Below are 23,934 nucleotides of genomic sequence, written 5' to 3' on the forward strand. Positions count from 1 at the left end.
ACCTTTATATGCTTTTTCGTTTGGCAAAAGGACGGTGCTTTTGACTGCTGACACTCCCCCGGGCCGCAAGCGCCGCGGCGCCGGCCGCGTGACCCTGAACACCGTGGCGCGCCAGGCCGGAGTCTCGGCGATCACCGTGTCACGCTACTTCAACCAGCCCGACAGCGTCTCCCCGGAGCGCCGGGAGCGCATCGCCGCGGTGGTGGCCGAACTCGGCTACGTGCCCAATCTGGTGGCCGGCGGCTTGGCCTCGGCCCGGGGCAGGATCGTCGCCATGGTCATTCCGAACATTTCCGGACCGATCTTCGCCCAGACCATCCAGGGCTTCAGCGACACCCTCAGCCGCCACGGCTATCAGTTGCTGCTGGCCTCCAGCTACTTCGACGCGAAACAGGAAGAGAGCGCGGTACGGGCCTTTCTCGGCTGGTCGCCGGCAGCCCTGGTGCTGACCAGCCACTTCCACAGCCCGGGCACGGAAAAGATGCTCGCCGAAGCCGAGATCCCGCTGATCGAAACCTGGGATTACCAGCCCCAGCGCCAGCCCATGCAGATCGGATTTTCCCACGTTCAAGTGGGGGTCAGCGCCGCTCGCTACCTGCACGCCAAGGGCTACCGGCGCATCGCCTTCGTGCAGAACAGCGCCCCCGGCGACTACAGCGCCCTGGAGCGCCGCGATGGCTATCTCGCCACCCTGAAAGAGCTGGGGTTGCCGCCCAGGGTATTTGCCCCGGATCCCGAGCTTGCCCCCTTCGAAGCGGGCAAGCAGGCCATGGAGGCGCTGATGAGCGCCGCAGCGCGCCCCGACGCCATCATCTTCGCCAACGACAACCTGGCCGCCGGCGCTCTGTTGGCCGGGCAACGCGCCGGGCTGAAGATCCCCGAGGAGTGCGCGGTGCTGGGCTTTGGCGACTACCCCTTCGCCCAGATGCTGCTACCGAGCCTGAGCACCATCCAGCCACCGGCGCTGGAGATCGGCGTACTGGCCGCGACCCGGGTCCTGGAGAGCCTCGGGGTGCTGCCGACCGACGCCGAGGTACAGCGCCTGAACCTGCTGCAATGCCAGGTGATCGAACGCGAAAGCACCTAGCCTCAGGCCGACAGTTCGCGCAGCGCTGCGGCGGCCAGGAACCCGGAACGCGAGTTGTAGCGCTGGTCACGCTTGACCGTCTGATCGATGCGCTCCAGCAGGTGCTCGGGCAGGGTGGCATTGAAGCGCACCGACTTGCCGAAATACGGCGTCACGTCGAACTCCACCACGCCCCATACGCCCCCGGCGTAGTCGGGGTTATCCAGGTGATCATCGATTTCGTGCACCTGCGGCAGGGGCTCGCCATCGGCCACCAATCCTTCGTAATGCAGAGACAGCGCCTGCTTCACGTTTTCGAACGCCTGGGACACGGTCTGGCCGGCGGAGTAACAGCCCGGCACATCCGGAACGATCACCCCGTATTCGGAGTCGGCATCCTTGTGCAGAACCACCGGGAATTTCATGTCGTTGGACTCCTCATGCAATAACGGACTCATTTCAGGCCCGCCTGTTTCAAGATGCTGTTGATCGTGCCCCGGGGCAGATCCGCATCCGGGTGCCTGATGGTGACGCGCCCTGGCTTCCAGGGATGCTTGTACTGATGGTGACTGCCCTTCACGGCGATCAGGTACCAACCATCCGCCTCGATCTTGCCGATCATCTCCCGACTGCGCATAACCCTGCCCTGTGGATACCGAACCATCAGGCACCCTATCCAACCAGGCGAGCAGCGATACACACTATACACACTTGGTTAATCAATACACTGACAGCCCATCGCCCCCCCCTTGGCGGAGCCGGCTTGCGGGCAAAGAGGTCTTCAGCCTTGGATCAATCTCAGCCGGCGAGTTTGCCGCCTATGCTCCATGCACAGGCCGGCAAGCACTCTGTGCCGACCCGCGCAACGCCGTCCGACCGCTCCTGGAGGAGACGCTTTCCATGCACACCACCATCATCATCACCTTCGGCCTGATTCTGCTGGCGCTGATGCTGTATATCGGCGAACGGCTGGGCTTTGCCCGACAGACATTGAGCTATGGATTCATCGGGTTGTGGCTGGCGTTGACGGTCATCAACGGCGCAGTGGGGATGGTCACCGCCCACCAGCCCCTGCGTTCGGAGCTGATGGTCGGCAGCCTGGTGTTTGCCGTGCCGGTGCTGGCCCTGGTGCTCTACCTGCTGTTCACCCGGGCCTGAGCGCCTGGCTCAGCGCACCAGGTGCAGGAACTGCATGTGGCGTTCGTACTGGTCGAGGATGTCGTTGATGATCTGCTCCTTGCTGTAGCCCATCAGGTCGTAATCCTGACTGCCCTCGGCCAGGTGCACCTCGGCCCGGTAGTAACGGCGGTTGCGCAGTTCTTTGGGGCCCATGCCGCCACGGGCGAAGGACGGGGTGAAGTAGCCGCGCATCTGCACCTGGTAGATGAACGGATGCTCGTCGCCGTGACCGATTTCCAGGCTCACGCTGTCGTTGGCCGGGTCGGGCTGGGTCACCACGTTCAGGCCTTTCTCGACGAACACCGCGGTCACCTCTTCGATGGCCGGACGCACCGTCTGGTCGAGGAAGCGATACACCTCATCCCGTGACGGGAAGTGCACCGCCTGACTCAGACGCTGGCGCCAGCCGCCCTTGCCGCGCCGCGAAGGCGCTACCGGGGCCAGGGAGTGCAGTTGGGCGATGCGCTTCTGCGACTCCAGGTAGAACGCCTTGTGCAGCCCCCACATCATCAGCAGCAGAATCAGCGAGAACGGCAGCGAGGTCAGCACCACCGCCGACTTCAGCGAGTCGATGCTGCCGGCGAACAACAACGCGCTGGTGACCAGCGCGGTCATCGCGCCCCAGAACACCCGCAGCCATTTCGGCCCGTCCTCGTCGGCGTTGCCGCCCCTGGCCGACAGGGTCGAGAGCACCACGGTGCCGGAGTCCGCCGAGGTGACGAAGAACACGAAGCTGATGAACACCGTGACCGCGATCACGGTCTGGCTCCAGGGGTAGGTTTCCAGCAGCAGGTAGAGGGTCATCGACGGGTTGTCGATGGCCGACAGGCCCAGGGCGCTCATGCCGTGGTTGAGCACCTGGTCGATGGCGCTGTTACCGAAGATCGACATCCACGCCAGGGTGAAACCCAGGGGAATCAGCAGCACGCCGAAGACGAACTCACGAATGGTCCGGCCCCGGGAAATCCGCGCGATGAACAGCCCCACGAACGGCGACCAGGCAATCCACCAGGCCCAGTAGAACACCGTCCAGCCGCCCAGCCAGTCGCTGGGAGGGTTATAGGCATAGACGTCGAAACTCTTGGTCGGCAAGGCGCCCAGGTAGTCGCCGAGGTTCTGGATCAGGGTGTTGAGCAAGTGTTGGGTGGGGCCGGCGAACAGCACGAACAGCAGCAGCGCCACCGCCAGCAGCATGTTGATGTCGGACATCACCCGCACGCCCTTGTCGACTCCCGACACCGCGACAATGATCGCCGCACCCATCATCAGGGTGATCAGGCCGACCTGAACCCACTGGGTGTGAGCGATGCCGAACAGGTAGTCGAGCCCGGAGTTCAGGTGCAGCACGCCAAAGCCCATGTCGGCGCCCAGGCCGAACACCGTGGCGATGATGCCGAAGCCGTCCACCGCATAGCCGATGGGGCCGTTGATGCGCTTGCCGATCAGCGGGTACAGCGCCGAACGCAGGGCCAGCGGCAGGTTGTGCCGGTAGGCGAAATAGGCCAGGGCCATGCCGACGAAGGCGAACACCCCCCAGCCGTGCAGGCCCCAGTGCAGAAACAGCAACTGCATGCCCTGACGCGCCGCCTCGGCGGTGCCGGCCTCGCCCTGGGGCGGTTGCAGCATGTGGGTCAGGGGCTCGGAGACGCAGAAGAAGAACAGGGTGATGCTGATCCCGGCGGCGAACAGCATGCCGGCCCAGGACAGGTAGCTGAACTCGGGTTCGTCGTGGTCGGCACCGAGCTTGATCTTGCCGTAGCCGGACAAGGCGGTGACCACCACGAAGACCAGGTACAAGGTCATCGCCAGCATGTAGTACCAGCCGACCGTATTGGCCGCCCAGTTTTGCGCCGCCAGGAGCCAGGCGCCGGCCTGTTCCGGCATGGAAATCACCACCACGCCGAAGATCAGGATAAAGCTTGCGGCGAAGTAGAACACCGGAGGGTTCATGCGAATCAGGCTATTCGCGGAGCTGGATGGCGCACTCATGAAGGGTGCACCTCGAAGGGATGAAACACGGCTGAAATGTACGGACTCAGCAAAGGCAAGCCTCCTGTTGTGAGCGGGCAGCGAACCACCGGTTTAACTTGAACGAGCGTTCAAGTTAAACATGGATAGGCGCTCGAGGACTAATCGCAGGGCTCAGCGGTACGTTTCAGTACGCTAGCTCAGGGAAGGGTATGACGTATGTCGGACGCAATCGTTCAGCAGAAAAAACGCCGCAGGCTGTGTACGGCGGTTGATCGTCAAGCAAGGTCCTGCGGACCTTTTCGCAGCCTCGCAGGCTCGGCAGCGGCTACAAGAAGCCGGCGCAGCGAGTCATGGGCGCCTCTGTAGCCGCTGCCGCAGGCTGCGCCAGGCACCGAAGGGGCCTCTCGCCGGCGAGCCTGCGGCTCGTTCGCAGCCTTCGGCAGCGGCCACAGAGACGGTGCTACTTCTGCGAGCCGTCGTCGTGCTGCAGGTTGGCCTGGGTCAGGTTGCAGCCGGCCGGCACGCTGCGGGTCAGCCAGACGTTGCCGCCAATGGTCGAGCCCTTGCCGATGGTGATGCGCCCGAGGATGGTCGCGCCGGCGTAGATCACCACGTCGTCCTCGACGATCGGGTGGCGCGGGTGGCCTTTCTGCAACTGGCCGTCTTCGTCCGCCGGGAAGCGCTTGGCGCCCAGGGTCACCGCCTGGTAAATGCGCACCCGCTCGCCGATGATCGCGGTTTCGCCGATCACCACGCCAGTACCGTGGTCGATGAAGAAGCTGCGGCCGATCTGCGCCCCGGGGTGAATGTCGATACCGGTGGCCGAGTGGGCGATTTCCGAGCTGATCCGCGCCAGCAATGGCAAACCTGCACGGTACAGATGGTGCGCCAGGCGGTGGTGAATCACCGCCAGGATGCCCGGGTAGCACAGCAGCACTTCATCCACGCTGCGGGCCGCCGGGTCGCCGTGGTAGGCGGCCAGCACGTCGGTGTCCAGCAGCACCCGCAGGCCGGGCAGGGCCAGGGCGAAATCCTGGATCAGGCGGATCGCCTTGGCGTTGACCTCGGCATCCGACTCGCCGTTCTGCCGGGCCACATAACGCAGCTCCAGGCGCGCCTGGGCCAGCAACGAGTTGAGCGCTGCGTCCAGGGTATGGCCGACGTAAAAGTCCTCACTCTCTTCGCGCAGATCCACCGGCCCCAGCCTCATGGGGAACAGGGCTCCGCACAGGGCCTCAAGAATCTCTGCCATGGCCGCTCGCGACGGCAACTCACGCCCGCCCTGCTCGCCGCTGACCCGACCGTTGCGGGTACGCCACTGATCACGGGCATCGCGCAGTTGGCCAACGATGGTCTGCAATTGCCAATGGCTGGAACGCTCGCTCACGATAAGACTCCTTACTCGGGCGGCCGGACAATCGGGCCGCGCAAACGGCGATCACTTTACGCCCCGCCAGGGCCAGGTTTAAGAACTAATTGTTCGCCTCACAGCACTTTTTCGCATAAGCGATTGGCGGTTGCCCGGGCAAATATCGCTGCCTATAGTCCTTGCACCTTCCCTGTTCCGTGCGGACTCATGATCAAACAACAGCTTGCCCGCTTTCACCGTCTCGACCTGCTCGGGTCTACCACCGCCCTGGAAAAACTCGAACGCCTGTCGGCCTGGATCGGGCGCGATATCTACGTCAAGCGCGACGACACCACGCCCCTGGCCATGGGCGGCAACAAGCTGCGCAAACTCGAATACCTGGCCGCCGATGCCCTGGCCCAGGGTGCCGACACCCTGATCACCGCCGGCGCGATCCAGTCCAACCACGTGCGCCAGACCGCGGCCCTGGCCGCCAAGCTGGGGCTGGGTTGCGTGGCCCTGCTGGAAAACCCCATCGGCACCGAAGACCCCAGCTACCTGGGCAACGGCAACCGCCTGCTGCTGGAGCTGTTCGATGCCAAGGTCGAGTTGGTGGAAAACCTCGACCAGGCCGACGAACAGTTGCAGGCCCTGGCCGCGCGCCTGCGCAGCAACGGCAAGAAACCCTACCTGGTGCCCATCGGCGGCTCCAATGCCCTCGGCGCCCTGGGTTACGTGCGCGCCGGCCTGGAGCTGGCGCAGCAGATCGAAGACAGCGGCCTGGAATTCGCCGCCGTGGTCCTGGCCTCCGGCAGCGCCGGCACCCACAGCGGCCTGGCCCTGGCCTTGAGCGAAGTGCTGCCGCAGTTGCCGGTGATCGGCGTCACCGTCTCGCGCAGCGACGAGGATCAGCGGCCCAAGGTCCAGGGCCTGGCCGAACGCACCGCCGAACTGCTGGGGGTGAACCTGCCGGCGGCGTTCAACGTGCAACTGTGGGACGAATACTTCGCCCCTCGTTACGGCGAACCCAATGCCGGCACCCTGGCCGCGGTCAAGTTGCTGGCCAGCCAGGAAGGCCTGTTGCTCGACCCGGTGTACACCGGCAAGGCCATGGCCGGCCTGCTGGACGGGGTTGGTCGCCAGCGTTTCAACGATGGCCCGATCATCTTCCTGCACACCGGCGGCGCCCCGGCCCTGTTCGCCTACCCCGGCGCCTTCTCCTAGGAGTAGGCGCCGGCTTGCCGGCGAAGAGGCCCGCGAGCCTTGCACCGTCCTCGCCGGCGCTTTCGCTGACAAGCCAGCTCCTGCGAGGGAGTGGATTGCTCGCGGACAACCAAACAAAAAAGAATAACAAAGTGAATTTATATTATTTTTAAACCTATAAACGCCGCTTTATAGTCGCGCCGCAGGCTGATTTGCCCAAAGACGCATACGCTGCATTAAGGCAGGATAAGGCGTCACGCTCGGCTCACCGATTGGCCTGCATCTCCCACCCGCATCGTGCATAAGAAAATCACAGGGGCTTGTCATGAATTTTTCCGTACTGCGTCGCAATCTGCTGATCGGCACACTGGGCCTGGCCCTCGGTGCCGGATTGATGGGACAAGCGGTTGCCGGCGAGCAACTGCAGAAGATCAAGGACGCGGGCGTGATCAACGTCGGCCTGGAAGGCACGTATCCACCTTTCAGTTACGTCGACGAAAACGGCAAGCTGGCCGGCTTCGAAGTGGAATTCTCCGAAGCCCTGGCGAACAAGCTCGGGGTCAAGGTCAAGCTGCAACCGACCAAATGGGACGGCATCCTCGCCGCCCTGGAATCCAAGCGCCTGGACGCGGTGATCAACCAGGTGACCATCTCCGAGGAGCGCAAGAAAAAGTACGATTTCTCCACTCCCTACACCGTCTCCGGGATCCAGGCCCTGACCCAGAAAAAGGATGAAGGCAAGTTCAAGACCGCCGCCGACCTGGGTGGCCACAAGGTCGGCGTGGGCCTGGGCACCAACTACGAGCAATGGCTCAAGGACAACGTGCCCACCGCCATCATCAAGACCTACGACGATGATCCGACCAAGTACCAGGACCTGCGCGTAGGCCGGATCGACGCCATCCTGGTGGACCGTCTGGCGGCCTTCGAGCTGATCAAGAAAACCAAGGACACCCTGGTGGTTTCCGGCGAACCCTTCTCCCGCCAGGAAGCCGGTGTGGCCCTGCGCAAAGGCGAACCCGAACTGCTGGCCGCGGTGAACAAGGCGATCGAGGAACTGCGCGCCGATGGCACGCTGAAAAAGCTCTCGGAAAAGTACTTCAACGCTGACGTCACCCAATAATGGAAGCAGGTCTGCAACTGGCGCTGGATTCAGCGCCATTTCTCCTCAAGGGCGCGTATTACACGGTCATCCTCAGCCTCGGCGGCATGTTCTTCGGACTGCTGCTGGGCTTCGGCCTGGCCTTGATGCGCCTGTCGCGCCTGGCCCTGGTGAGCTGGATTGCCCGGGTCTACGTGTCGTTCTTTCGCGGCACGCCGCTCTTGGTGCAACTGTTCGTGATCTATTACGGCCTGCCGCAACTGGGGCTGGAACTGGACCCGTTGCCCGCCGCGCTGATCGGCTTTTCCCTGAACATGGCGGCCTACGCCTGTGAAATCCTCAGGGCCGCCATCGGCTCCATCGAACGCGGTCAATGGGAAGCCGCCGCCAGCATCGGCATGACCCGGGCCCAGACCCTGCGCCGGGCGATCCTGCCGCAAGCCATGCGCACCGCCCTGCCGCCACTGGGCAACAGCTTCATTTCCCTGGTCAAGGACACCGCCCTGGCCGCCACCATCCAGGTGCCGGAACTGTTCCGCCAGGCGCAGTTGATCACCGCCCGTACCTTCGAAATCTTCACCATGTATCTTGCCGCCGCGCTGATCTACTGGATTCTCGCCAGCGTGCTCGCGCACCTGCAGAACCGCCTGGAACAGCGGGTCAATCGGCACGACCAGGAGTCCTGAAACCATGATCGTGGTGGAAAAACTGACCAAGCAGTTCAAGGGCCAGACGGTGCTCAATGGCATCGACCTGCAGGTCAAGGAAGGCGAAGTGATCGCCATCATCGGCCCCAGCGGCTCGGGCAAGACCACCTTCCTGCGCTGCCTGAACTTTCTTGAAGAACCGAGCAGCGGACGCATCCGCATCGGCGACATCGCCATCGACAGCAGCATCCCCCTGAACCAGCAACAAAGCCGGATCCGCCAGCTGCGCCAGCAAGTGGGCTTCGTGTTCCAGAACTTCAACCTGTTCCCCCACCGCACCGCCCTGGAGAACGTCATCGAAGGCCCGCTGGTGGTGAAGAAGACCCCACGGGAACAAGCCGTCGCCCTGGGTCGCGCGCTGCTGGCCAAGGTCGGCCTGGCGGGCAAGGAAGACAGCTACCCCAGGCGCCTGTCCGGTGGCCAGCAACAGCGGGTGGCGATTGCCCGGGCCCTGGCCATGGAACCCCGGGTGATTTTGTTCGACGAACCGACCTCGGCCCTGGACCCGGAACTGGTGGGCGAAGTCCTGGCCACCATCCGCAGCCTGGCGCAAGAGAAACGCACCATGATCATCGTCACCCACGAAATGGGCTTCGCCCGGGACGTGGCCAACCGGGTGATCTTCTTCGACAAGGGGGTGATCGTCGAACAGGGCGAAGCCAAGGCGCTGTTCGCCAATCCCCAGCAAGAGCGCACCCGACAGTTTCTCAGCAAGTTCCTCGGCACCTCGACCTGAGGCGCCAAACTGCCCGCCCAAAACCTCCCCCTGTAGCCGCTGCCGAGCTTGCGAGGCTGCGACAAGGCCGCCAGGCCTTCAGCGGTCTTGAGAGCCTGCGCCCGCGCTGCGGTCGTTCGCAGCCTCGCAGGCTCGTCAGCGGCTACAGAAGCGCACCGCTGCCAGGATTCAACCCTTCTATTCATATTCCTAAAAGTTAGTTTATTTAATTTTTATACACGCTTAGGGTATATGCACCGGACCACCGGACATTCTTGATTCTGATTTCGCCGCATGACGCGGCCTATCCAAAAGATGTGAGGTAGGTATGGTCCGGAACACAATCACCCCAGTGCAGATCGCCAGGGCATTGCGTGCAGCCAAGGAGTGGCACTGATGTCCAGTCTGATCGAAGCCCAGGTCCAGAGTGACCTGGATATCGCTCCCCTTTTGCTGCCCGCGCGGGTTTTGCGCAACGACGCCGAAGCCCTGCAAGCCGCCCATGAGCTGGCGGACGTCGCCCGCCAGCAAGCCGCCCAACGTGACCGTCAGCGCAAGCTGCCCTGGGCGCAGATCGAACAATTCACCCGCAGCGGCCTGGGCAGTATTTCCGTGCCCCGCGCCTACGGCGGGCCCCAGGTTTCCTTCGTCACCCTGGCCGAAGTCTTCGCGATCATTTCCGCGGCCGACCCGGCCCTGGGGCAGATCCCGCAGAACCAGTTCGGCCTCCTCGGCCTGATTCTCGGCTGCGGCAGCGAGCGGCAGAAGAAACAGCTGCTGCAAAGCGTCCTGGAAGGCTGGCGCATCGGCAATGCCGGCCCGGAACGCGGCACCAAGAACACCCTGGAACTCAAGGCGCGGATCACCAAAGACGCCGACGGCCATGTGATCAACGGCCAGAAGTTCTACTCCACCGGCGCCCTGTTCGCCCACTGGGTAGCGGTCAAGGCACTCAACGAGGAAGGCCGCCAGGTACTGGCCTTCGTCCGCCGTGGCACCCCGGGGCTGCGCATCGTCGACGACTGGTCCGGCTTCGGCCAGCGCACCACCGCCAGCGGCACCATCCTGCTGAACAACGTGCGGGTCGAATCCGAGCTGGTGCTGGACAACTGGCGGATCAACGAATCGCCGAATATCCAGGGCGCGGTGTCGCAGTTGATTCAGGCTGCCATCGACGCCGGCATCGCCCGGGAAGCCGTGGCCGACGCCATCGCCTTTGTCCGCGAACGGGCCCGCCCGTGGATCGACGCCAACGTCGAGCGCGCCAGCGATGACCTGTACGTGATCGCCGAGATCGGCAAGCTGCAGATCGAACTGCACGCCGCCGAGGCTCTGCTGCGCAAGGCCGGCCAGGTGCTGGATCAGGTCAGCGCGGCGCCGATCACCGCCGAGTCCGCGGCACGCGCGTCCATCGCCGTGGCCGAAGCCAAGGTGCTGACCACCGAGATCTCGCTGCTGGCCAGCGAAAAGCTCTTCGAGCTGGCCGGCAGCCGCGCCACCCTCGCCGAATTCAACCTCGACCGCCACTGGCGCAACGCCCGGGTGCACACCCTGCACGACCCGGTGCGCTGGAAGTACCACGCCGTCGGCGCCTACCACCTGAACGGCACGCTGCCGGCCCGGCACTCCTGGATTTAACCGCCCAGAACGCTTTTGACCAGATCTCTGGAGAAACACATGTCTCTTTCCCAACACGTCGCGGTCATCACCAGCGATGAGCAAGCCCTGATTGTCGCCAGCGACCTGGCGGAAGATTTCAAACGCGACAGCGCCCTGCGCGACCGTGAACGGCGCCTGCCGCACCCCGAGCTGGAAGCCTTTTCCCGCTCCGGCCTGTGGGGCATCAGCGTGCCCAAGGCATACGGCGGCGCCGGGGTGTCCAACGTCACCCTGGCCAAGGTCATCGCCCTGATCGCCGAGGCCGACGCCTCCCTGGGGCAGATCCCGCAGAACCATTTCTACGCCCTGGAAGTGCTGCGGGTGAACGGCAGCCATCAGCAGAAACAACGGCTGTACGCCGAAGTCCTAGCCGGCCGCCGCTTCGGCAATGCCCTGGCCGAGCTGGGCACCAAGACCGCCCACGACCGCACCACCCGCCTGAGCCGCGACAGCAGCGGCCAGGGCTACCGCATCGACGGGCGCAAGTTCTACGCCACCGGCGCCATCTACGCCCAGCGCATTCCCACCTCGGTGGTGGATGAACACGGCGTGCAGCAACTGGCCTTCGTCCCCGCCGACGCCCAGGGCCTGAGCGTGATCGACGACTGGAGCGGCTTCGGCCAGCGCACCACCGGCAGCGGCTCGGTCGTGTTCGACAACGTCGCGGTGGACGAGGCTGACGTGGTGCCGTTCCAGAGCGCCTTCGAGCGCCCGACTCCAGTCGGCCCGTTGGCGCAGATCCTCCACGCTGCCATCGACACCGGCATCGCCCGCGCCGCCTACGAAGACGCCCTGCGCTTCGTGCGCACCAAGACCCGGCCCTGGATCGACTCCGGCAACGACAAGGCCACGCAAGACCCGCTGACCCTCAAGAGCTTCGGCCACCTGAGCATCCGCCTGCACGCCACCGAGGCCCTGCTGGAGCGCGCCGGGGAATTCCTCGACCGGGCCCAGGCCGACACCAACGCCGAGAGCGTGGCCGCCGCGTCCATCGCCGTGGCCGAAGTCCGCGCCCTGAGCACGGAGATCTCCCTGGCCGCCGGCAGCACCCTGTTCGAACTGGCGGGCAGCCAGGCAACCCTGGCCGAACATGGCCTGGACCGCCACTGGCGCAACGCCCGGGTGCACACCCTGCACGACCCGGTGCGCTGGAAGTACCACGCGGTGGGCAACTACTACCTCAACCAGCAGAACCCGCCGCTGCGGGGGACCATCTGATGGCCGCGCCAGAAACCGCCAAGAAGAAGATCCTGCTCAACGCCTTCAACATGAACTGCGTCGGGCACATCAACCACGGCCTGTGGACCCACCCACGGGACAATTCGACCCAGTACAAGACCCTGGAATACTGGACCGAGCTGGCTCAATTGCTGGAGCGCGGGTTGTTCGACGGGCTGTTCATTGCTGACATCGTCGGGGTCTACGACGTCTACCAGAACTCGGTGGACGTGCCCCTCAAGGAGTCGATCCAGCTGCCGGTCAACGACCCGCTGCTGCTGGTTTCGGCCATGGCGGCAGTGACCAGGAACCTGGGTTTCGGCCTCACCGCCAACCTCACCTACGAGGCGCCCTACCTGTTCGCCCGGCGCCTTTCCACCCTCGACCACCTGAGCCGTGGCCGGGTCGGCTGGAACATCGTCACCGGCTACCTGGACAGCGCCGCCCAGGCCATGGGCCTGAAGGAGCAGATCGAGCACGACCGCCGCTATGACCAGGCCGACGAGTACCTGGAGGTGCTGTACAAACTCTGGGAAGGCAGTTGGGAAGACGACGCGGTCCTCAATGACCGCGAGCAGCGCATCTATGCCCAGCCGGACAAGGTGCACAAGGTCGAGCACCAGGGCGAGTTCTATCAGGTCAGCGGCTACCACCTGTGCGAACCGTCGCCGCAGCGCACCCCGGTGCTGTTCCAGGCCGGCAGCTCGGATCGCGGCCTGCTGTTCGCCGGGCGCCACGCCGAGTGCGTGTTCATCAGCGGGCAGAACAAGGCGGCGACCAAGGCCCAGGTGGACAAGGTCCGCGCCAGCGCCGTGGCCGCCGGACGCAACCCCGAGGACATCAAGGTGTTCATGGGCCTCAACGTGATAGTCGGCGAGACCGAGGAGCTGGCCTGGAAGAAGCATGCCGAGTACCGCAGCCATGCCAGCGCCGAAGCCGGCGTGGCGCATTTTTCCGCGTCCACCGGGATCGACTTTTCCCAGTACCAGATCGACGAGCCGATCCAGTACGTGAAGAGCAACGCCATCCAGTCGGCCACCAAGCACCTGCAGAACAACGACTGGACCCGGCGCAAGCTGCTGGAGCAGCACGCCCTGGGCGGCCGCTACTTCACCGTGGTCGGCTCGCCGCAGCAAGTGGCCGACGAGCTGGAATCCTGGATCGCCGAGACCGGCCTGGACGGCTTCAACCTGACCCGCATCGTCACCCCGGAAAGCTATGTCGACTTCATCGACCTGGTGATCCCCGAACTGCAACGACGCGGCTCCTACAAGACCGCCTACGACGACGGCACCCTGCGGGAAAAACTGTTCCACCAAGACCGCAAACTACCCGAACGACACACCAGCGCGGCCTACCGCCGCTAACCACCCTGTGGCGAGGGAGCTTGCTCCCGCTGGCTTGCACAGCAAGCCCAAACCCGGACGGCGCGGTATGCCTGCAACACCGCGCCACCTGGATCTGGGGCCGCTTTGCGGCCCAACGGGAGCAAGCTCCCTCGCCACACAAAACGGTCTTCGCCACACCCAAAGGCAATTGTTCAACCTCATCATTCGGATTGACTGGAAGTAACCATCATGAAAACCACGCTCCTGCGCCACCCGGTCAAAGCCCTGGCCCTCGCCCTCGGCCTGTTCAGCAGCGCCGTCTTCGCCGCCGAGGCGCCGCTCAAGGTCGGCACCACCGCCGCTTTCGCCATTCCCTTGGAGGCTGCCGTGGAAGAGGCCTGCAAACAGGGCCTGAAAGTCGAGCTGGTGGAATTCACCGACTGGATCGCGCCCAACGTCAGCCTCGCCGCCGGCGATATCGACGTGAACTACTTCCAGCACATTCCGTTCCTGGAAAACGCCAAGGCCGCCGCCGGTTTCGACCTGGTGCCCTTCGCCCCCGGGATCATCAACAACGTCGGCCTGTACTCGAAAAAATACAAAAGCTTCGACGAACTGCCACAAGGCGCCAGCGTGGCCATCGCCAACGACCCGATCAACAGCGGGCGCGGCCTGCAACTGCTGGCCAAGGCCGGGCTGATCACCCTCAAGCCGGGCGTCGGCTACAAGGCCACCGAAGAAGACATCGTCAGCAACCCGAAGAAGATCAAGATCCTCCAGGTCGAAGCCGTGCAACTGGTGCGCGCCTATGACGACGCCGATCTGGTCCAGGGTTACCCGGCCTACATCCGCCTGGCCAAGACCTTCGATGCCGGCTCGGCGCTGCTGTTCGACGGCCTGGACCACAAGGAATACGTGATCCAGTTCGTGATCCAGCCCAAGAGCCAGAACGACCCGCGGCTGATCAAGTTCGTCGATATCTACCAGCACTCGCCACAGGTTCGCGCCGCCCTGGATAAAGCCCACGGCAAGCTCTACCAAGCCGGCTGGGAAGGTTGAAATGAGCGTCGCGACTCTCCAGCGCAAGCTAACCGAGCCCGCGCCCCACAGCGCCGAACGGACCGAGCTGCACCCCGAACTGAATCGCGCCCAGGTGCGCTTTATCGGCCTGGGCAAGACCTATCAGGGCCAGCAGGGCCCGGTGCAGGCCTTGCACGGCATCGACCTGTCGATCCAGCGCGGCGAAGTGTTCGGCATCATCGGCCGCAGCGGCGCCGGCAAGTCGTCGCTGATCCGCACCATCAACCGCCTGGAGCAACCCAGCAGCGGCCGGGTGCTGATCGATCAGGTGGACATCGGCGACTTCGACGAAGACCGCCTGGTGGCCCTGCGCCGACGCATCGGCATGATCTTCCAGCACTTCAACCTGATGTCGGCCAAGACCGTGTGGCACAACGTCGAGTTGCCGCTGAAGGTGGCCGGGGTGCCCAAGGCCGAGCGCCAGCGCAAGGTCCGTGAGCTGCTGGAACTGGTGGGCCTCAAGGACAAGCACCAGGCCTACCCGGCGCAGCTGTCCGGCGGGCAGAAGCAGCGGGTGGGCATCGCCCGGGCCCTGGTCCACGACCCCGAGATCCTGCTGTGCGACGAGGCCACTTCGGCCCTGGACCCGGAAACCACCCAGTCGATCCTCGGCCTGCTGAAACAGATCAACCAGCGCCTGGGCCTGACCATCATCCTCATCACCCACGAGATGGCGGTGATCCGCGAGATCTGCGACCGGGTGGTGGTGCTGGAACACGGGCGCATCGTCGAACAGGGGCCGGTCTGGGAAGTCTTCGGCAACCCGCAACACGAGGTCAGCAAGACCCTGCTGGCGCCCTTGCAGCACGGCCTGCCGCCAGAGCTGCAAAGCCGTCTGCGCAGTCATCCCGAATCGTCCGAGGCCGCCGTGGTGCTGAGCCTGCGCTTTACCGGCAGCCAGCGTGAGGAGCCGGATCTGGCGGCGCTGTTCAGCGCCCTCGGCGGTCGCGTGCGCCTGCTGCAAGGCGGCGTGGAACGCATCCAGGGCCACGCCCTGGGGCAACTGCTGCTGGCGGTCCAGGGCTCGTCCCTGGGGGCGGCGGAGCTGCGCCAGCGCGCCGGGCAATGGGCACAGCAAGTGGAGGTACTGGGCTATGTGGTTTGATCGCTTGTTGCAGGGCATTCTCGACACCCTGCTGATGGTTGGCGTGTCCTCGCTGATCGCCCTGCTGGCGGGGATTCCCCTGGCGGTAATCCTGGTCACCAGCGGCAAGGGCGGGATCTATGAAGCGCCGAACCTGAACCGGGCCCTGGGGGCCTTTGTGAACCTGTTCCGCTCGATTCCGTTCCTGATCCTGATGGTGGCGCTGATCCCCTTTACCCGGCTGATCGTCGGCACCACCTACGGCGTGTGGGCGGCGGTGGTGCCGCTGACCATTGCCGCCACGCCGTTCTTTGCGCGGATCGCCGAAGTGAGCTTGCGGGAGGTCGACCACGGCCTGATCGAAGCCGCCCAGGCCATGGGCTGCCGACGCTGGCACATCGTCTGGCACGTGCTGCTGCCCGAGGCGCTGCCGGGCATCGTTGGAGGCTTCACCATCACCCTGGTGACCATGATCAACTCCTCGGCGATGGCCGGGGCGATTGGCGCGGGTGGCCTGGGGGACATTGCCTACCGCTACGGTTACCAGCGTTTCGACAGCCAGATCATGCTCACGGTGATCGTGCTGCTGGTGATCCTGGTGGCGGCGATCCAGCTGGGCGGCGACCGTCTGGCGCGGGTGCTGAACAAGCGCTAGTGGCATCCCGTGTAGCCGCTGCCGCAGGCTGCGACCAAGGTCCGCAGGACCTTGCGAGGCCCTCAAGAGCGGCGTCTCCTGCGGAGCCGTTCGCAGCCTGCGGCAGCGGCTACAGGGTGCATGGGGTATATTCGGGCCATTCCCTTAACGCCATGCGACCCGCCATGAAACTCGCCCCCGACGATCTCGATACCATCACCGCCACCACCCTCGGCCACTACCAGCAGGTGGCCGAAGACTTTCGTGAAGGCACCCGCGACCACGACGTCAGCCAGAACATCGACGCGCTGCTGCGGCATATCCAGGGCCCGGCGCCGTTCCGCGTGCTGGACTTCGGCTGCGGCCCGGGGCGCGATCTGCAAACCTTCACCCGCCTGGGCCATATCGCCATCGGCCTTGACGGCTGCGAGCGCTTTGCCCAGATGGCCCGGGACGACAGCGGCTGCGAGGTGTGGCAGCAGGACTTTCTCAAGCTCGATCTACCGGCGGGTCACTTCGACGGCATCTTCGCCAACGCGGTGCTGTTTCACATTCCCCGCCAGGAACTGCCACGGGTGCTCAAGCAGTTGCATGCCAGCCTCAAGGACGGCGGCGTGCTGTTCAGCTCCAACCCGCGCGGCGACAACCAGGAAGGCTGGAGCGGCCCGCGCTACGGCGCCTACCACGACCTGGCGGCCTGGCAGGCACTGCTGACCGAGGCAGGCTTTATCGAACTGGAGCATTACTACCGCCCCGCCGGCCTGCCCCGGGAACAGCAACCCTGGCTGGCCAGCGTCTGGCGCAAGGCCTGAGCCCTCCCGCCCCACTCCCCTGTAGGAGCCGGCTTGCCGGCGAAGGCGGTCCCAGATCAGGCGCCCGCCTCAAGGGCCCCTTCGCTGGCAAGCCAGCTGCTACGAGGCCGTGGGGCGGTCGCGGTCGGTGTCTTGGCTCGGCTCCTTGATCTTGTACCAGGCCACGTACAGCGCCGGGAGGAACAGCAAGGTCAGCAAGGTGGCAACGATGATGCCGCCAATCATGGCGTAGGCCATCGGCCCCCAGAACACTTCACGGGCAATCGGGATCATCCCCAGGCTGGCCGCGGCGGCGGTCAGCAGGATCGGCCGGCGCCGGTGGTGGGTGGCTTCCAGCACCGCGTCCCAGGGGTGATAGCCCTCGCGCTCGTAGTCGTCGATCTGGGTCACCAGGATCACCGAGTTGCGGATGATGATGCCGATCAGCGCGAGGATCCCGAGGATCGCCACAAAGCCCATGGGCGTGCCGGTGGGCACCAGGGCCAGGACCACGCCGATCAGCCCCAGGGGCGCGACGCTGGCCACCAGGAACAGCTTCTGCACGCTGTGCAGCTGGATCATCAGAAAGGTCGCCATGAGGAACAGCATCAGCGGCACCACCTTGGCGATCGGGCCCTGGGCCTTGCCGCTTTCCTCCACGGTGCCGCCGGTGGCCACCGAGTAGCCGGCCGGCAGGCTGGAGGCGAAGCGCTCGATGGTCGGCTTGAGTTGCTTGACCAGGTCGGTGGGCTGGATCGCGTCGCGCACCGCGGCCTTGATGGTGATGGTCGGCTTGCGGTCGCGGCGCCATACCAGTGGCTGCTCCAGTTCGTAGCCCACCGTGGCAAAAGCCAGCAGCGGAATCGAGGTGCCGCTGGGGGTGACGATCTGCAGGTTCTGCAGGGTTTCCGGGGAGCCGCGTTCATTGTCGTCGGCGCGGCCGACCACGTTGATCAGGTAGATGTCGTCATGCACCTGGGTCACAGTGGAGCCGCTGACGATGCTGTTCATCAGTCGCGCCACATCCTCCGAGGACAGCCCGAGCTGGCGCGCCTTGTCCTGGGCGATGTCGATGCGCAGCACTTTGCCGGGCTCGTTCCAGTCGTAGATGATCTCGCCGATGTGCGTGTTCTGGTCCAGTTCGGTGGCCAGGTCGATGGCGTGCTTGCGCACCTGGTCGATGTCCTTGCCGCTGACCCGGTACTGGATCGGCCGCCCCACCGGCGGGCCCATTTCCAGGGCCTGCACATAGCTGCCGATGCCGACGAAGTCTTCGCGCAGGCGCTTGCGCAAGCGCTCGCTCAGGGCGGTGCGCTGCTCCAGGCCCTTGCTGACGATCACCAGCTGGGCGTAGTAGGGGTTCTGCAGTTGCTGGTCCAGGGGCAGGTAGAAACGGATCGCGCCTTCGCCGATGTAGGTGCTCCAGCGCTCGATGTCCGGGTCGTCCTTGAGGGTCGCTTCCAGGCGGTCCACTGCCTTGCGCGTCTCGTTGATCGAGGCGTTCTGCGGCAGGTTGAGGTCCACCAGGATCTCCGGCCGGTCGGAAGACGGAAAGAACTGGTTCTGCACGAAGCGCATGCCGAACACCGAGGCGGCGAACAGCAGCACGGTGATGCCGATCGCCCACCAGCGGTTGCGCATGGCCCACAACAGGCCGCCATTGAAGGCCCGACCGATGCGCCCCGGCTCCTCGGAGTGGGGTTTGACGTTGGTACTGAGGATGTGGATGCCGATCACCGGGGCGAACAGCACCGCGACGATCCACGACACCAGCATGGCCACGGCGATCACCGCGAACAGGGTGAAGGTGTACTCGCCGGCGGAGCTGGCGTTGAGGCCGATGGGCACGAAGCCGGCCACGGTCACCAGGGTTCCGGTGAGCATCGGGAAGGCGGTGGAGGTGTAGGCGAAGGTCGCCGCCTGCTCCTTGCTCTCGCCCTTCTCCAGGCGCGTGACCATCATTTCCACGGTGATCATGGCGTCGTCCACCAGCAGCCCCAGGGCGATGATCAAGGCCCCCAGGGAGATCCGCTGCATGGTGATGCCGCTGTACTCCATGAACACGAAGACCATGGCCAGCACCAGCGGAATCGAGCAGGCCACCACCAGCCCGGCGCGCACCCCGAGGCTGATGAAACTCACCACCAGGACGATGATCACCGCCTCGAACAGGGCGCTGGTGAAACCGCCCACCGCCTCCTGCACCACCTCGGCCTGATCGGACACCTTGTGCACGCCGATGCCGATCGGCAGGTCGGCGGTCAGCTCGTTCATGCGCGCATGCAGGGCCTTGCCGAAGTCCTGGATGTTGCCGCCCTTCTTCATGGCAATCGCCAGGCCGATGGCCGGCTGGCCATTGAAGCGGAACAGCGGCGTGGACGGGTCGACGTAGCCGCGGCTGATGTCGGCGATGTCCGCCAAGCGATAGAAGCGGTCGTTGAGCCGCAGGTTGACCGTGGCCAGGTCCTTCTCCGAGGCGAACTGCCCGGAAGTGCGCACCGAGATCCGCTCCGGCCCGGCCTCGATCACCCCGGCCGGGGTCACCGCGTTCTGCGCTTGCAGGCTTTGCAGGACCTGGCGCTGGTCGATGCCCAGGGCCGCCAGCTTGCGCGTGGAAAAATTCAGGTAGATGACTTCGTCCTGCTCGCCGACCATCTCCACCTTGCCCAGGTTCGGCACTTCGCGGATCTGCGCGCGGACCTGCTCCACGTAGTCGCGCAGCTGGCGCATGCTCAGGCCGTCGGCGGTGAAGGCATAGACCGAGCCGAACACATCGCCGAATTCATCGTTGAAACCCGGGCCCTGCAAACCCTGGGGAAAGTCGCCGCGGATGTCGTTGATCTTCTTGCGCACCTGATACCAGATCTCGGGAATGTCCTTGGCACTGGTGGTGTCGCGCAGGTAGACGAACACCGTCGACTCGCCGGGGCGGGTGTAGCTTTTCACGTAGTCCAGCGAATCCAGTTCTTCGAGTTTTTTCTCGATGCGGTCGGTGACCTGCTTCAGGGTTTCTTCCTGGGTCGCGCCGGGCCAGCGGGTCTGGATCACCATGGTCTTGATGGTGAAGGACGGGTCTTCCTCGCGCCCCAGGTTCAGGTAGGAAAACACCCCCATCAGCAGCGCGACGAACATCAGGTACCAGACGAAGGACTGATGTTTGATCGCCCATTCGGACAGGTTGAAGCTTCCTTTGCTGGCAGGCGTCATTGCGCGCGATCCTCGTCGATTTTGACTTTCTGCCCCGGCTTGAGGCTGTTGACCCCGGCACTGACCACGCGCTCGCCGGGCTTGACCCCTTGGCCGATCAGCGCCGAATCCGCGTCGCGGCTGAGCACCTTGATCTCACGCGGGGCGACGGTCTGGCTCTGCGGGTCGATGACCCAGATCCGGGTCTGGCCATCCACCTCTTGCAGGGCACTGAGCGGCAACTCGGTGCGCGGCGCGATGGCCGAGCTCAGGGTCACGCTGATGGCGGTGCCCAGGCGAAAGGCCTCGGGGGTGTCCTTGAGGGTCAGGCGCGCGCGCCGGGTGCGGGTCGCGCTCTGGGCCTGGGGCTCGATCTCGCGCACGGTGGCGGTGGTGCTGATGCTCGGGTCCAGTTGTGCGGCGACCTTGAATTCCACGTCCGCCGGCAGTTGGTCCACCAGGCTCGCCGGCAGGTCGATCACCGCTTCCTTGATCTCCGGCCGGGCCAGGGTCACCACCTGCTGGCCGGCGGTCACCACCTGTCCGGCTTCGGCGTTCCAGGCGGTGACCACGCCGCCGTGATCGCTGCGCAACTGGCTGTAGTTGAGCTGGTCCTGGGCCTGGCGCAGCGCCGCCTTGGCCTGATCCAGGGCGGCGCCGGTGGTCTTCAGGTCGGTCTGGGCGATGTCCAGTTGCGCCTGGGCGCCGACCCCACGGTCAAACAGCTCCTGCTGGCGCCGGGCATTGGCCTGGGCGTTGATCCACTGCGCCTCGACCTTGGCCAGGTCGCCCTGGGCGGCCCGCAACTGGTTCTGCTGGTCGGTGGGGTCGAGGGTCGCCAGCAAGTCCCCGGGGCCGACTTCGGCGCCGACATCGACCGCGCGGTTGGCGATGCGCCCCGGCACCCGGAAGCCCAGGTTGGTTTCATAACGGGCCTGGATGTTACCGGCAAAGCGCCCCAGGCTTTCCTCGGACTGCGCCACCACCCGGATCGACAGCACCGGACGCACCGGTTCCGGCGCCGGTTCTTCCCTGGAGCAGCCCGGTAGCAGGGCGGCGGCGCACAACAGTGGCAGCAGGCGCTTCATGGTTGCGCTCCCTGATCGTCGCCGCTGGCGGCAATCTCCACCCTCATCCCCGGGTGCAACAATTGCCCCCCCGCCACCACCACTTTCTCGCCGCCCTTGAGGCCCTCGCTGATGATCACCTTGCCGGTCAGGTAACGCCCGACCTTGACGTTATGCAGCACGGTCTTGCCGTCCTCGCCCACCAGCCACACCGCCGGCTCGCGGAGGTTCTTGGTCAACGCCGACCAGGGCAGCACCACGCTGGCCTTGCCGTTGGCCCGGGCGGTGGCGCTGACCACCGAGCCCAGGTCCATGCCCGCCGGCAGTGCATCGAGCAGCACCTTGACCTGCACCGTGCCGCTCTGGGCCGAGACCACCGGTGTCACTTCGCGGACCTTGCCGGTGGTGGCCACCTTGGGGTTGTCCAGCAGACTGATGTGGATGGTTTCCTGGCCCGGCGGCTCCATCAGCAGCGACTCGTAGACGTTGAACACCGCGTCGCGCTCGCCGTCCCGGGCCAGGCTGAAGATCGGCATGGTGGCCTGCACCACCTGACCGACCTCGGCCTGGCGCGCGGTGATCACTCCCGGCGCCTCGGCCACCAGCTCGGTGTAGCTCAACTGCTCGCGGGCGTTGGCCAGTTGCGCCTGGGCCGCGCTCAGGGCGCTCTGGCTGCTGCGCAGGGCGGCCTGGGCCGAGTCGTATTCGCTCTGACTGGTGTAGCCCTTGGGCAAGAGCTTCTGCTGGCGGACAAACGCCGCGCTGGCCTGCTTGACCCGGGCCTGCTCGGCGAACACCGAGGCAGCGGCTGAGTCGACATTGGTCTGCAAGTCCTTGGGATCGAGCCGGGCCAGTACCTGCTGGGCGGAAACCCGGTCGCCGACATCCACCAGACGCTGGATGATCTTGCCGCCCACGCGGAACGACAACTCGGTCTGCACCCGGGCCTGGATGTCGCCGGTGAGGGTCACCGAAGGCGCAAAATCACTGCTCTGCACCGACTGGATCCGCACCCGCGGGTGCTCCTTCTCGGTCGGTTTTTCCGCCCCGCAGCCGCCGAGCAGAGCCAGCAGACCCAGCCCCACCATCCACTTCGAATTGAGACCGGTCATGCAGACTCCTTGTGCTTGTTCGTCGCGCCAGTGACGTTACGACTGTGAGCTTAGAACAGGGTTCAACCCTTGCACGCAGCTCTCATCAGTGGGGGCTTCGGTGGCGAGGGAGCTTGCTCCCGCTCGGCTGCGCAGCAGCCGCAACGGCCCTCGACGCGCTCTATCCTGGCAAGCACAACGTCGGTTTCGAGGGCAGCCGCAAGCAAGCTCCCGCTCTCCAAATCAGGCACACTGCGCACCACGCAGCAGGAGACCCGACATGCTCAAGACCCTGGCGGTGGCCAATTACCGTTCCATCAACAACCTGGTGATGCCCCTCGGCCGGCTGAACCTGATCACCGGCGCCAATGGCAGCGGCAAGTCCAACCTGTACCGCGCCCTGCGCCTGCTGGCGGAAACCGCTCAGGGCGGGGTGGTCAATGCCCTGGCCAAGGAAGGCGGGTTGGAGTCGACCTTCTGGGCCGGGCCGGAGCAGATCAGCCGACGCATGAGCCAGGGCGAGGTGCCGGTCCAGGGCGGGCCGCGCAAGGCCGCCAGACGCCTGCAGCTGGGCTTTGCCGGTGAGGACTTCGGGTACGCGATCAGCCTGGGGCTGCCGGATTCCAGCGGTCATTTCATGTTGCCCGGGCACAGCCTGCCGATTGCCTCGCGCTTCACTCTCGACCCGTGGATCAAGCGTGAGAGCATCTGGGGCGGGCCCCTGTATCGCTCGGCCAGTGCCCTGGTGGACCGCCAGGGCCCGATGGTACGAGCCCGCGCGGGGCGTCAATGGGAGGTGCTGGCGCAGCATACGAGCAGCGGCGACAGCCTGTTCGACCGGGTGGGCAACCTGAGCTCATCGCCCGAGGTCCTGCATCTGCGCGAGCAGATTCGTGGCTGGCGTTTCTATGACCACTTGCGCACCGACAGCCAGGCTCCCGCGCGCCGACCACAGCTGGGCACCCGCACCCCGGTGCTGCACCACGATGGCCGGGACCTGGCCGCCGCGTTGCAGACCATTATCGAGGTGGGCGATCAGCAGGCATTGCACGAGAGCATCAGCGACGCCTTCCCGGATTCGCGGCTGCAGATCGATGCCGTTCCGGGGGGCTTGTTCAGCGTGCAGCTGCACCAGGAAGGCTTGTTGCGACCGCTGTCGGCGGCGGAACTGTCGGACGGCACCTTGCGCTACCTGTTGCTGGTAGCGGCCTTGCTGACCCCGCGTCCGCCGAGCCTGATGGTGCTCAACGAACCGGAAACCAGCCTGCACCCGGACCTGTTGCCGGCCCTGGCGCGCCTGATCATCAGGGCTTCAGAGCAGTGCCAGGTGTGGGTGGTGTCCCACGCCCGGCGCCTGATCGCGGCCTTGCAGGAAGCCCCCGAATGCAACTGCATCGTGCTGGAAAAACAGCTGGGCCAGACCGGCATCGTCGGCCAGCGCCTGCTGGACGAACCGGCGTGGCACTGGCCTGACTGAAAATCGCGTCCCCCACACCCTGTAGCCG

At 65.2% G+C, this 23,934-nt stretch carries 21 protein-coding genes; 14 read left to right on the forward strand and 7 right to left on the reverse strand.

The window, feature by feature from the left end:
• Positions 1 to 40: 40 nt before the first annotated feature.
• Entirely contained in the window at positions 41 to 1,087 is a 1,047-nt protein-coding gene (locus tag GGI48_RS13605) for a LacI family DNA-binding transcriptional regulator (RefSeq protein ID WP_179598721.1), read from the forward strand.
• A gap of 2 nt (positions 1,088 to 1,089) precedes the next feature.
• Here the strand turns inward: GGI48_RS13605 and GGI48_RS13610 are convergent, their stop codons facing one another.
• Positions 1,090 to 1,491 carry a type II toxin-antitoxin system HicB family antitoxin gene (locus tag GGI48_RS13610; RefSeq protein WP_042940457.1) on the reverse strand — a complete coding sequence of 134 codons (402 nt, stop codon included), beginning with the start codon at positions 1,489 to 1,491 and terminating at the stop codon, positions 1,090 to 1,092.
• A 29-nt stretch (positions 1,492 to 1,520) separates the two neighbouring features.
• A complete protein-coding gene (locus GGI48_RS13615) occupies positions 1,521 to 1,703 on the reverse strand; it encodes a type II toxin-antitoxin system HicA family toxin (RefSeq protein ID WP_016962761.1) in 183 nt (60 codons plus the stop codon).
• A gap of 263 nt (positions 1,704 to 1,966) precedes the next feature.
• Here GGI48_RS13615 and GGI48_RS13620 point away from each other — a divergent pair, with 263 nt between their 5' ends.
• Entirely contained in the window at positions 1,967 to 2,224 is a 258-nt protein-coding gene (locus GGI48_RS13620) for a hypothetical protein (protein WP_016962760.1), read from the forward strand.
• 9 nt (positions 2,225 to 2,233) lie between these two features.
• Here GGI48_RS13620 and betT read toward each other — a convergent pair whose 3' ends face one another.
• Positions 2,234 to 4,195 (reverse strand): choline transporter BetT, encoded by a 1,962-nt coding sequence (gene betT, locus GGI48_RS13625; protein ID WP_161799155.1) that lies wholly within the window; start codon positions 4,193 to 4,195, stop codon positions 2,234 to 2,236.
• A 481-nt stretch (positions 4,196 to 4,676) separates the two neighbouring features.
• Complete coding sequence (gene epsC, locus GGI48_RS13630; RefSeq protein ID WP_016962758.1) at positions 4,677 to 5,603, reverse strand: serine O-acetyltransferase EpsC; 927 nt, start codon at positions 5,601 to 5,603, stop codon at positions 4,677 to 4,679.
• A 189-nt stretch (positions 5,604 to 5,792) separates the two neighbouring features.
• Between epsC and GGI48_RS13635 the strand changes: the two genes are divergently transcribed.
• From GGI48_RS13635 to GGI48_RS13685, 11 genes are all read left to right on the forward strand, one after another.
• Entirely contained in the window at positions 5,793 to 6,788 is a 996-nt protein-coding gene (locus GGI48_RS13635) for a D-cysteine desulfhydrase (RefSeq protein WP_016962757.1), read from the forward strand.
• A gap of 304 nt (positions 6,789 to 7,092) precedes the next feature.
• Positions 7,093 to 7,890: a cystine ABC transporter substrate-binding protein gene (tcyJ, locus tag GGI48_RS13640; RefSeq protein ID WP_179598723.1), complete on the forward strand. Its 798-nt coding sequence runs from the start codon at positions 7,093 to 7,095 to the stop codon at positions 7,888 to 7,890.
• The gene (gene tcyL, locus GGI48_RS13645) at positions 7,890 to 8,555 is read left to right on the forward strand and encodes a cystine ABC transporter permease (RefSeq protein ID WP_016962755.1); all 666 of its coding nucleotides are present in this window, start codon (positions 7,890 to 7,892) and stop codon (positions 8,553 to 8,555) included. The genes tcyJ and tcyL overlap by 1 nt, the downstream gene beginning before the upstream one ends.
• Positions 8,556 to 8,559: 4 nt before the next feature.
• Positions 8,560 to 9,312 carry an L-cystine ABC transporter ATP-binding protein TcyN gene (tcyN, locus tag GGI48_RS13650; protein ID WP_103741603.1) on the forward strand — a complete coding sequence of 251 codons (753 nt, stop codon included), beginning with the start codon at positions 8,560 to 8,562 and terminating at the stop codon, positions 9,310 to 9,312.
• A gap of 375 nt (positions 9,313 to 9,687) precedes the next feature.
• Positions 9,688 to 10,929: an SfnB family sulfur acquisition oxidoreductase gene (locus tag GGI48_RS13655; protein ID WP_113194311.1), complete on the forward strand. Its 1,242-nt coding sequence runs from the start codon at positions 9,688 to 9,690 to the stop codon at positions 10,927 to 10,929.
• Positions 10,930 to 10,968: 39 nt separating this feature from the next.
• The gene (locus GGI48_RS13660; RefSeq protein ID WP_179598725.1) at positions 10,969 to 12,168 is read left to right on the forward strand and encodes an SfnB family sulfur acquisition oxidoreductase; all 1,200 of its coding nucleotides are present in this window, start codon (positions 10,969 to 10,971) and stop codon (positions 12,166 to 12,168) included.
• On the forward strand, positions 12,168 to 13,535 hold the full coding sequence (locus GGI48_RS13665; RefSeq protein ID WP_179598727.1) for an LLM class flavin-dependent oxidoreductase: 1,368 nt from the start codon (positions 12,168 to 12,170) through the stop codon (positions 13,533 to 13,535). Before GGI48_RS13660 ends, GGI48_RS13665 begins: the two co-directional genes overlap by 1 nt.
• A gap of 210 nt (positions 13,536 to 13,745) precedes the next feature.
• Positions 13,746 to 14,555, forward strand: a complete 810-nt coding sequence (locus GGI48_RS13670; RefSeq protein ID WP_179598729.1) for a MetQ/NlpA family ABC transporter substrate-binding protein — start codon at positions 13,746 to 13,748, stop codon at positions 14,553 to 14,555.
• 1 nt (position 14,556) lies between these two features.
• On the forward strand, positions 14,557 to 15,681 hold the full coding sequence (locus GGI48_RS13675) for a methionine ABC transporter ATP-binding protein (RefSeq protein ID WP_179598731.1): 1,125 nt from the start codon (positions 14,557 to 14,559) through the stop codon (positions 15,679 to 15,681).
• Complete coding sequence (locus tag GGI48_RS13680) at positions 15,671 to 16,315, forward strand: methionine ABC transporter permease (protein ID WP_011058620.1); 645 nt, start codon at positions 15,671 to 15,673, stop codon at positions 16,313 to 16,315. The genes GGI48_RS13675 and GGI48_RS13680 overlap by 11 nt, the downstream gene beginning before the upstream one ends.
• Before the next feature lie 164 nt (positions 16,316 to 16,479).
• Positions 16,480 to 17,106 (forward strand): class I SAM-dependent methyltransferase, encoded by a 627-nt coding sequence (locus tag GGI48_RS13685; RefSeq protein WP_179598733.1) that lies wholly within the window; start codon positions 16,480 to 16,482, stop codon positions 17,104 to 17,106.
• Positions 17,107 to 17,205: 99 nt separating this feature from the next.
• Here GGI48_RS13685 and GGI48_RS13690 read toward each other — a convergent pair whose 3' ends face one another.
• From GGI48_RS13690 to GGI48_RS13700, 3 genes are read right to left on the reverse strand one after another with little or no spacing between them, the layout of a single operon-like run.
• The gene (locus GGI48_RS13690; RefSeq protein ID WP_179598735.1) at positions 17,206 to 20,292 is read right to left on the reverse strand and encodes an efflux RND transporter permease subunit; all 3,087 of its coding nucleotides are present in this window, start codon (positions 20,290 to 20,292) and stop codon (positions 17,206 to 17,208) included.
• Positions 20,289 to 21,359: an efflux RND transporter periplasmic adaptor subunit gene (locus GGI48_RS13695; protein WP_016967328.1), complete on the reverse strand. Its 1,071-nt coding sequence runs from the start codon at positions 21,357 to 21,359 to the stop codon at positions 20,289 to 20,291. Before GGI48_RS13695 ends, GGI48_RS13690 begins: the two co-directional genes overlap by 4 nt.
• On the reverse strand, positions 21,356 to 22,450 hold the full coding sequence (locus GGI48_RS13700; RefSeq protein ID WP_179598737.1) for an efflux RND transporter periplasmic adaptor subunit: 1,095 nt from the start codon (positions 22,448 to 22,450) through the stop codon (positions 21,356 to 21,358). The genes GGI48_RS13695 and GGI48_RS13700 overlap by 4 nt, the downstream gene beginning before the upstream one ends.
• 259 nt (positions 22,451 to 22,709) lie before the next feature.
• Here GGI48_RS13700 and GGI48_RS13705 point away from each other — a divergent pair, with 259 nt between their 5' ends.
• Positions 22,710 to 23,906 (forward strand): AAA family ATPase, encoded by a 1,197-nt coding sequence (locus tag GGI48_RS13705; protein ID WP_016967329.1) that lies wholly within the window; start codon positions 22,710 to 22,712, stop codon positions 23,904 to 23,906.
• Positions 23,907 to 23,934: the final 28 nt, after the last annotated feature.

Origin of the sequence: Pseudomonas protegens, from assembly GCF_013407925.2 — a bacterium.
Lineage (GTDB): Bacteria > Pseudomonadota > Gammaproteobacteria > Pseudomonadales > Pseudomonadaceae > Aquipseudomonas > Aquipseudomonas fluorescens_AP.

What these genes read in the sequence shown, in the direction of transcription:
- GGI48_RS13665 (WP_179598727.1), top strand. Translation starts at nt 12,168, where the DNA reads ATGGCCGCGCCAGAAACCGCCAAGAAGAAGATCCTGCTCAACGCCTTC.
- GGI48_RS13655 (WP_113194311.1), top strand. Translation starts at nt 9,688, where the DNA reads ATGTCCAGTCTGATCGAAGCCCAGGTCCAGAGTGACCTGGATATCGCT.
- GGI48_RS13675 (WP_179598731.1), top strand. Translation starts at nt 14,557, where the DNA reads ATGAGCGTCGCGACTCTCCAGCGCAAGCTAACCGAGCCCGCGCCCCAC.
- GGI48_RS13680 (WP_011058620.1), top strand. Translation starts at nt 15,671, where the DNA reads ATGTGGTTTGATCGCTTGTTGCAGGGCATTCTCGACACCCTGCTGATG.
- GGI48_RS13635 (WP_016962757.1), top strand. Translation starts at nt 5,793, where the DNA reads ATGATCAAACAACAGCTTGCCCGCTTTCACCGTCTCGACCTGCTCGGG.
- GGI48_RS13705 (WP_016967329.1), top strand. Translation starts at nt 22,710, where the DNA reads ATGCTCAAGACCCTGGCGGTGGCCAATTACCGTTCCATCAACAACCTG.
- GGI48_RS13620 (WP_016962760.1), top strand. Translation starts at nt 1,967, where the DNA reads ATGCACACCACCATCATCATCACCTTCGGCCTGATTCTGCTGGCGCTG.
- betT (WP_161799155.1), bottom strand. Translation starts at nt 4,195, where the DNA reads ATGAACCCTCCGGTGTTCTACTTCGCCGCAAGCTTTATCCTGATCTTC.
- GGI48_RS13695 (WP_016967328.1), bottom strand. Translation starts at nt 21,359, where the DNA reads ATGAAGCGCCTGCTGCCACTGTTGTGCGCCGCCGCCCTGCTACCGGGC.
- GGI48_RS13700 (WP_179598737.1), bottom strand. Translation starts at nt 22,450, where the DNA reads ATGACCGGTCTCAATTCGAAGTGGATGGTGGGGCTGGGTCTGCTGGCT.
- GGI48_RS13670 (WP_179598729.1), top strand. Translation starts at nt 13,746, where the DNA reads ATGAAAACCACGCTCCTGCGCCACCCGGTCAAAGCCCTGGCCCTCGCC.
- GGI48_RS13660 (WP_179598725.1), top strand. Translation starts at nt 10,969, where the DNA reads ATGTCTCTTTCCCAACACGTCGCGGTCATCACCAGCGATGAGCAAGCC.
- tcyN (WP_103741603.1), top strand. Translation starts at nt 8,560, where the DNA reads ATGATCGTGGTGGAAAAACTGACCAAGCAGTTCAAGGGCCAGACGGTG.
- GGI48_RS13615 (WP_016962761.1), bottom strand. Translation starts at nt 1,703, where the DNA reads ATGCGCAGTCGGGAGATGATCGGCAAGATCGAGGCGGATGGTTGGTAC.
- GGI48_RS13685 (WP_179598733.1), top strand. Translation starts at nt 16,480, where the DNA reads ATGAAACTCGCCCCCGACGATCTCGATACCATCACCGCCACCACCCTC.
- GGI48_RS13690 (WP_179598735.1), bottom strand. Translation starts at nt 20,292, where the DNA reads ATGACGCCTGCCAGCAAAGGAAGCTTCAACCTGTCCGAATGGGCGATC.
- GGI48_RS13610 (WP_042940457.1), bottom strand. Translation starts at nt 1,491, where the DNA reads ATGAAATTCCCGGTGGTTCTGCACAAGGATGCCGACTCCGAATACGGG.
- tcyL (WP_016962755.1), top strand. Translation starts at nt 7,890, where the DNA reads ATGGAAGCAGGTCTGCAACTGGCGCTGGATTCAGCGCCATTTCTCCTC.
- tcyJ (WP_179598723.1), top strand. Translation starts at nt 7,093, where the DNA reads ATGAATTTTTCCGTACTGCGTCGCAATCTGCTGATCGGCACACTGGGC.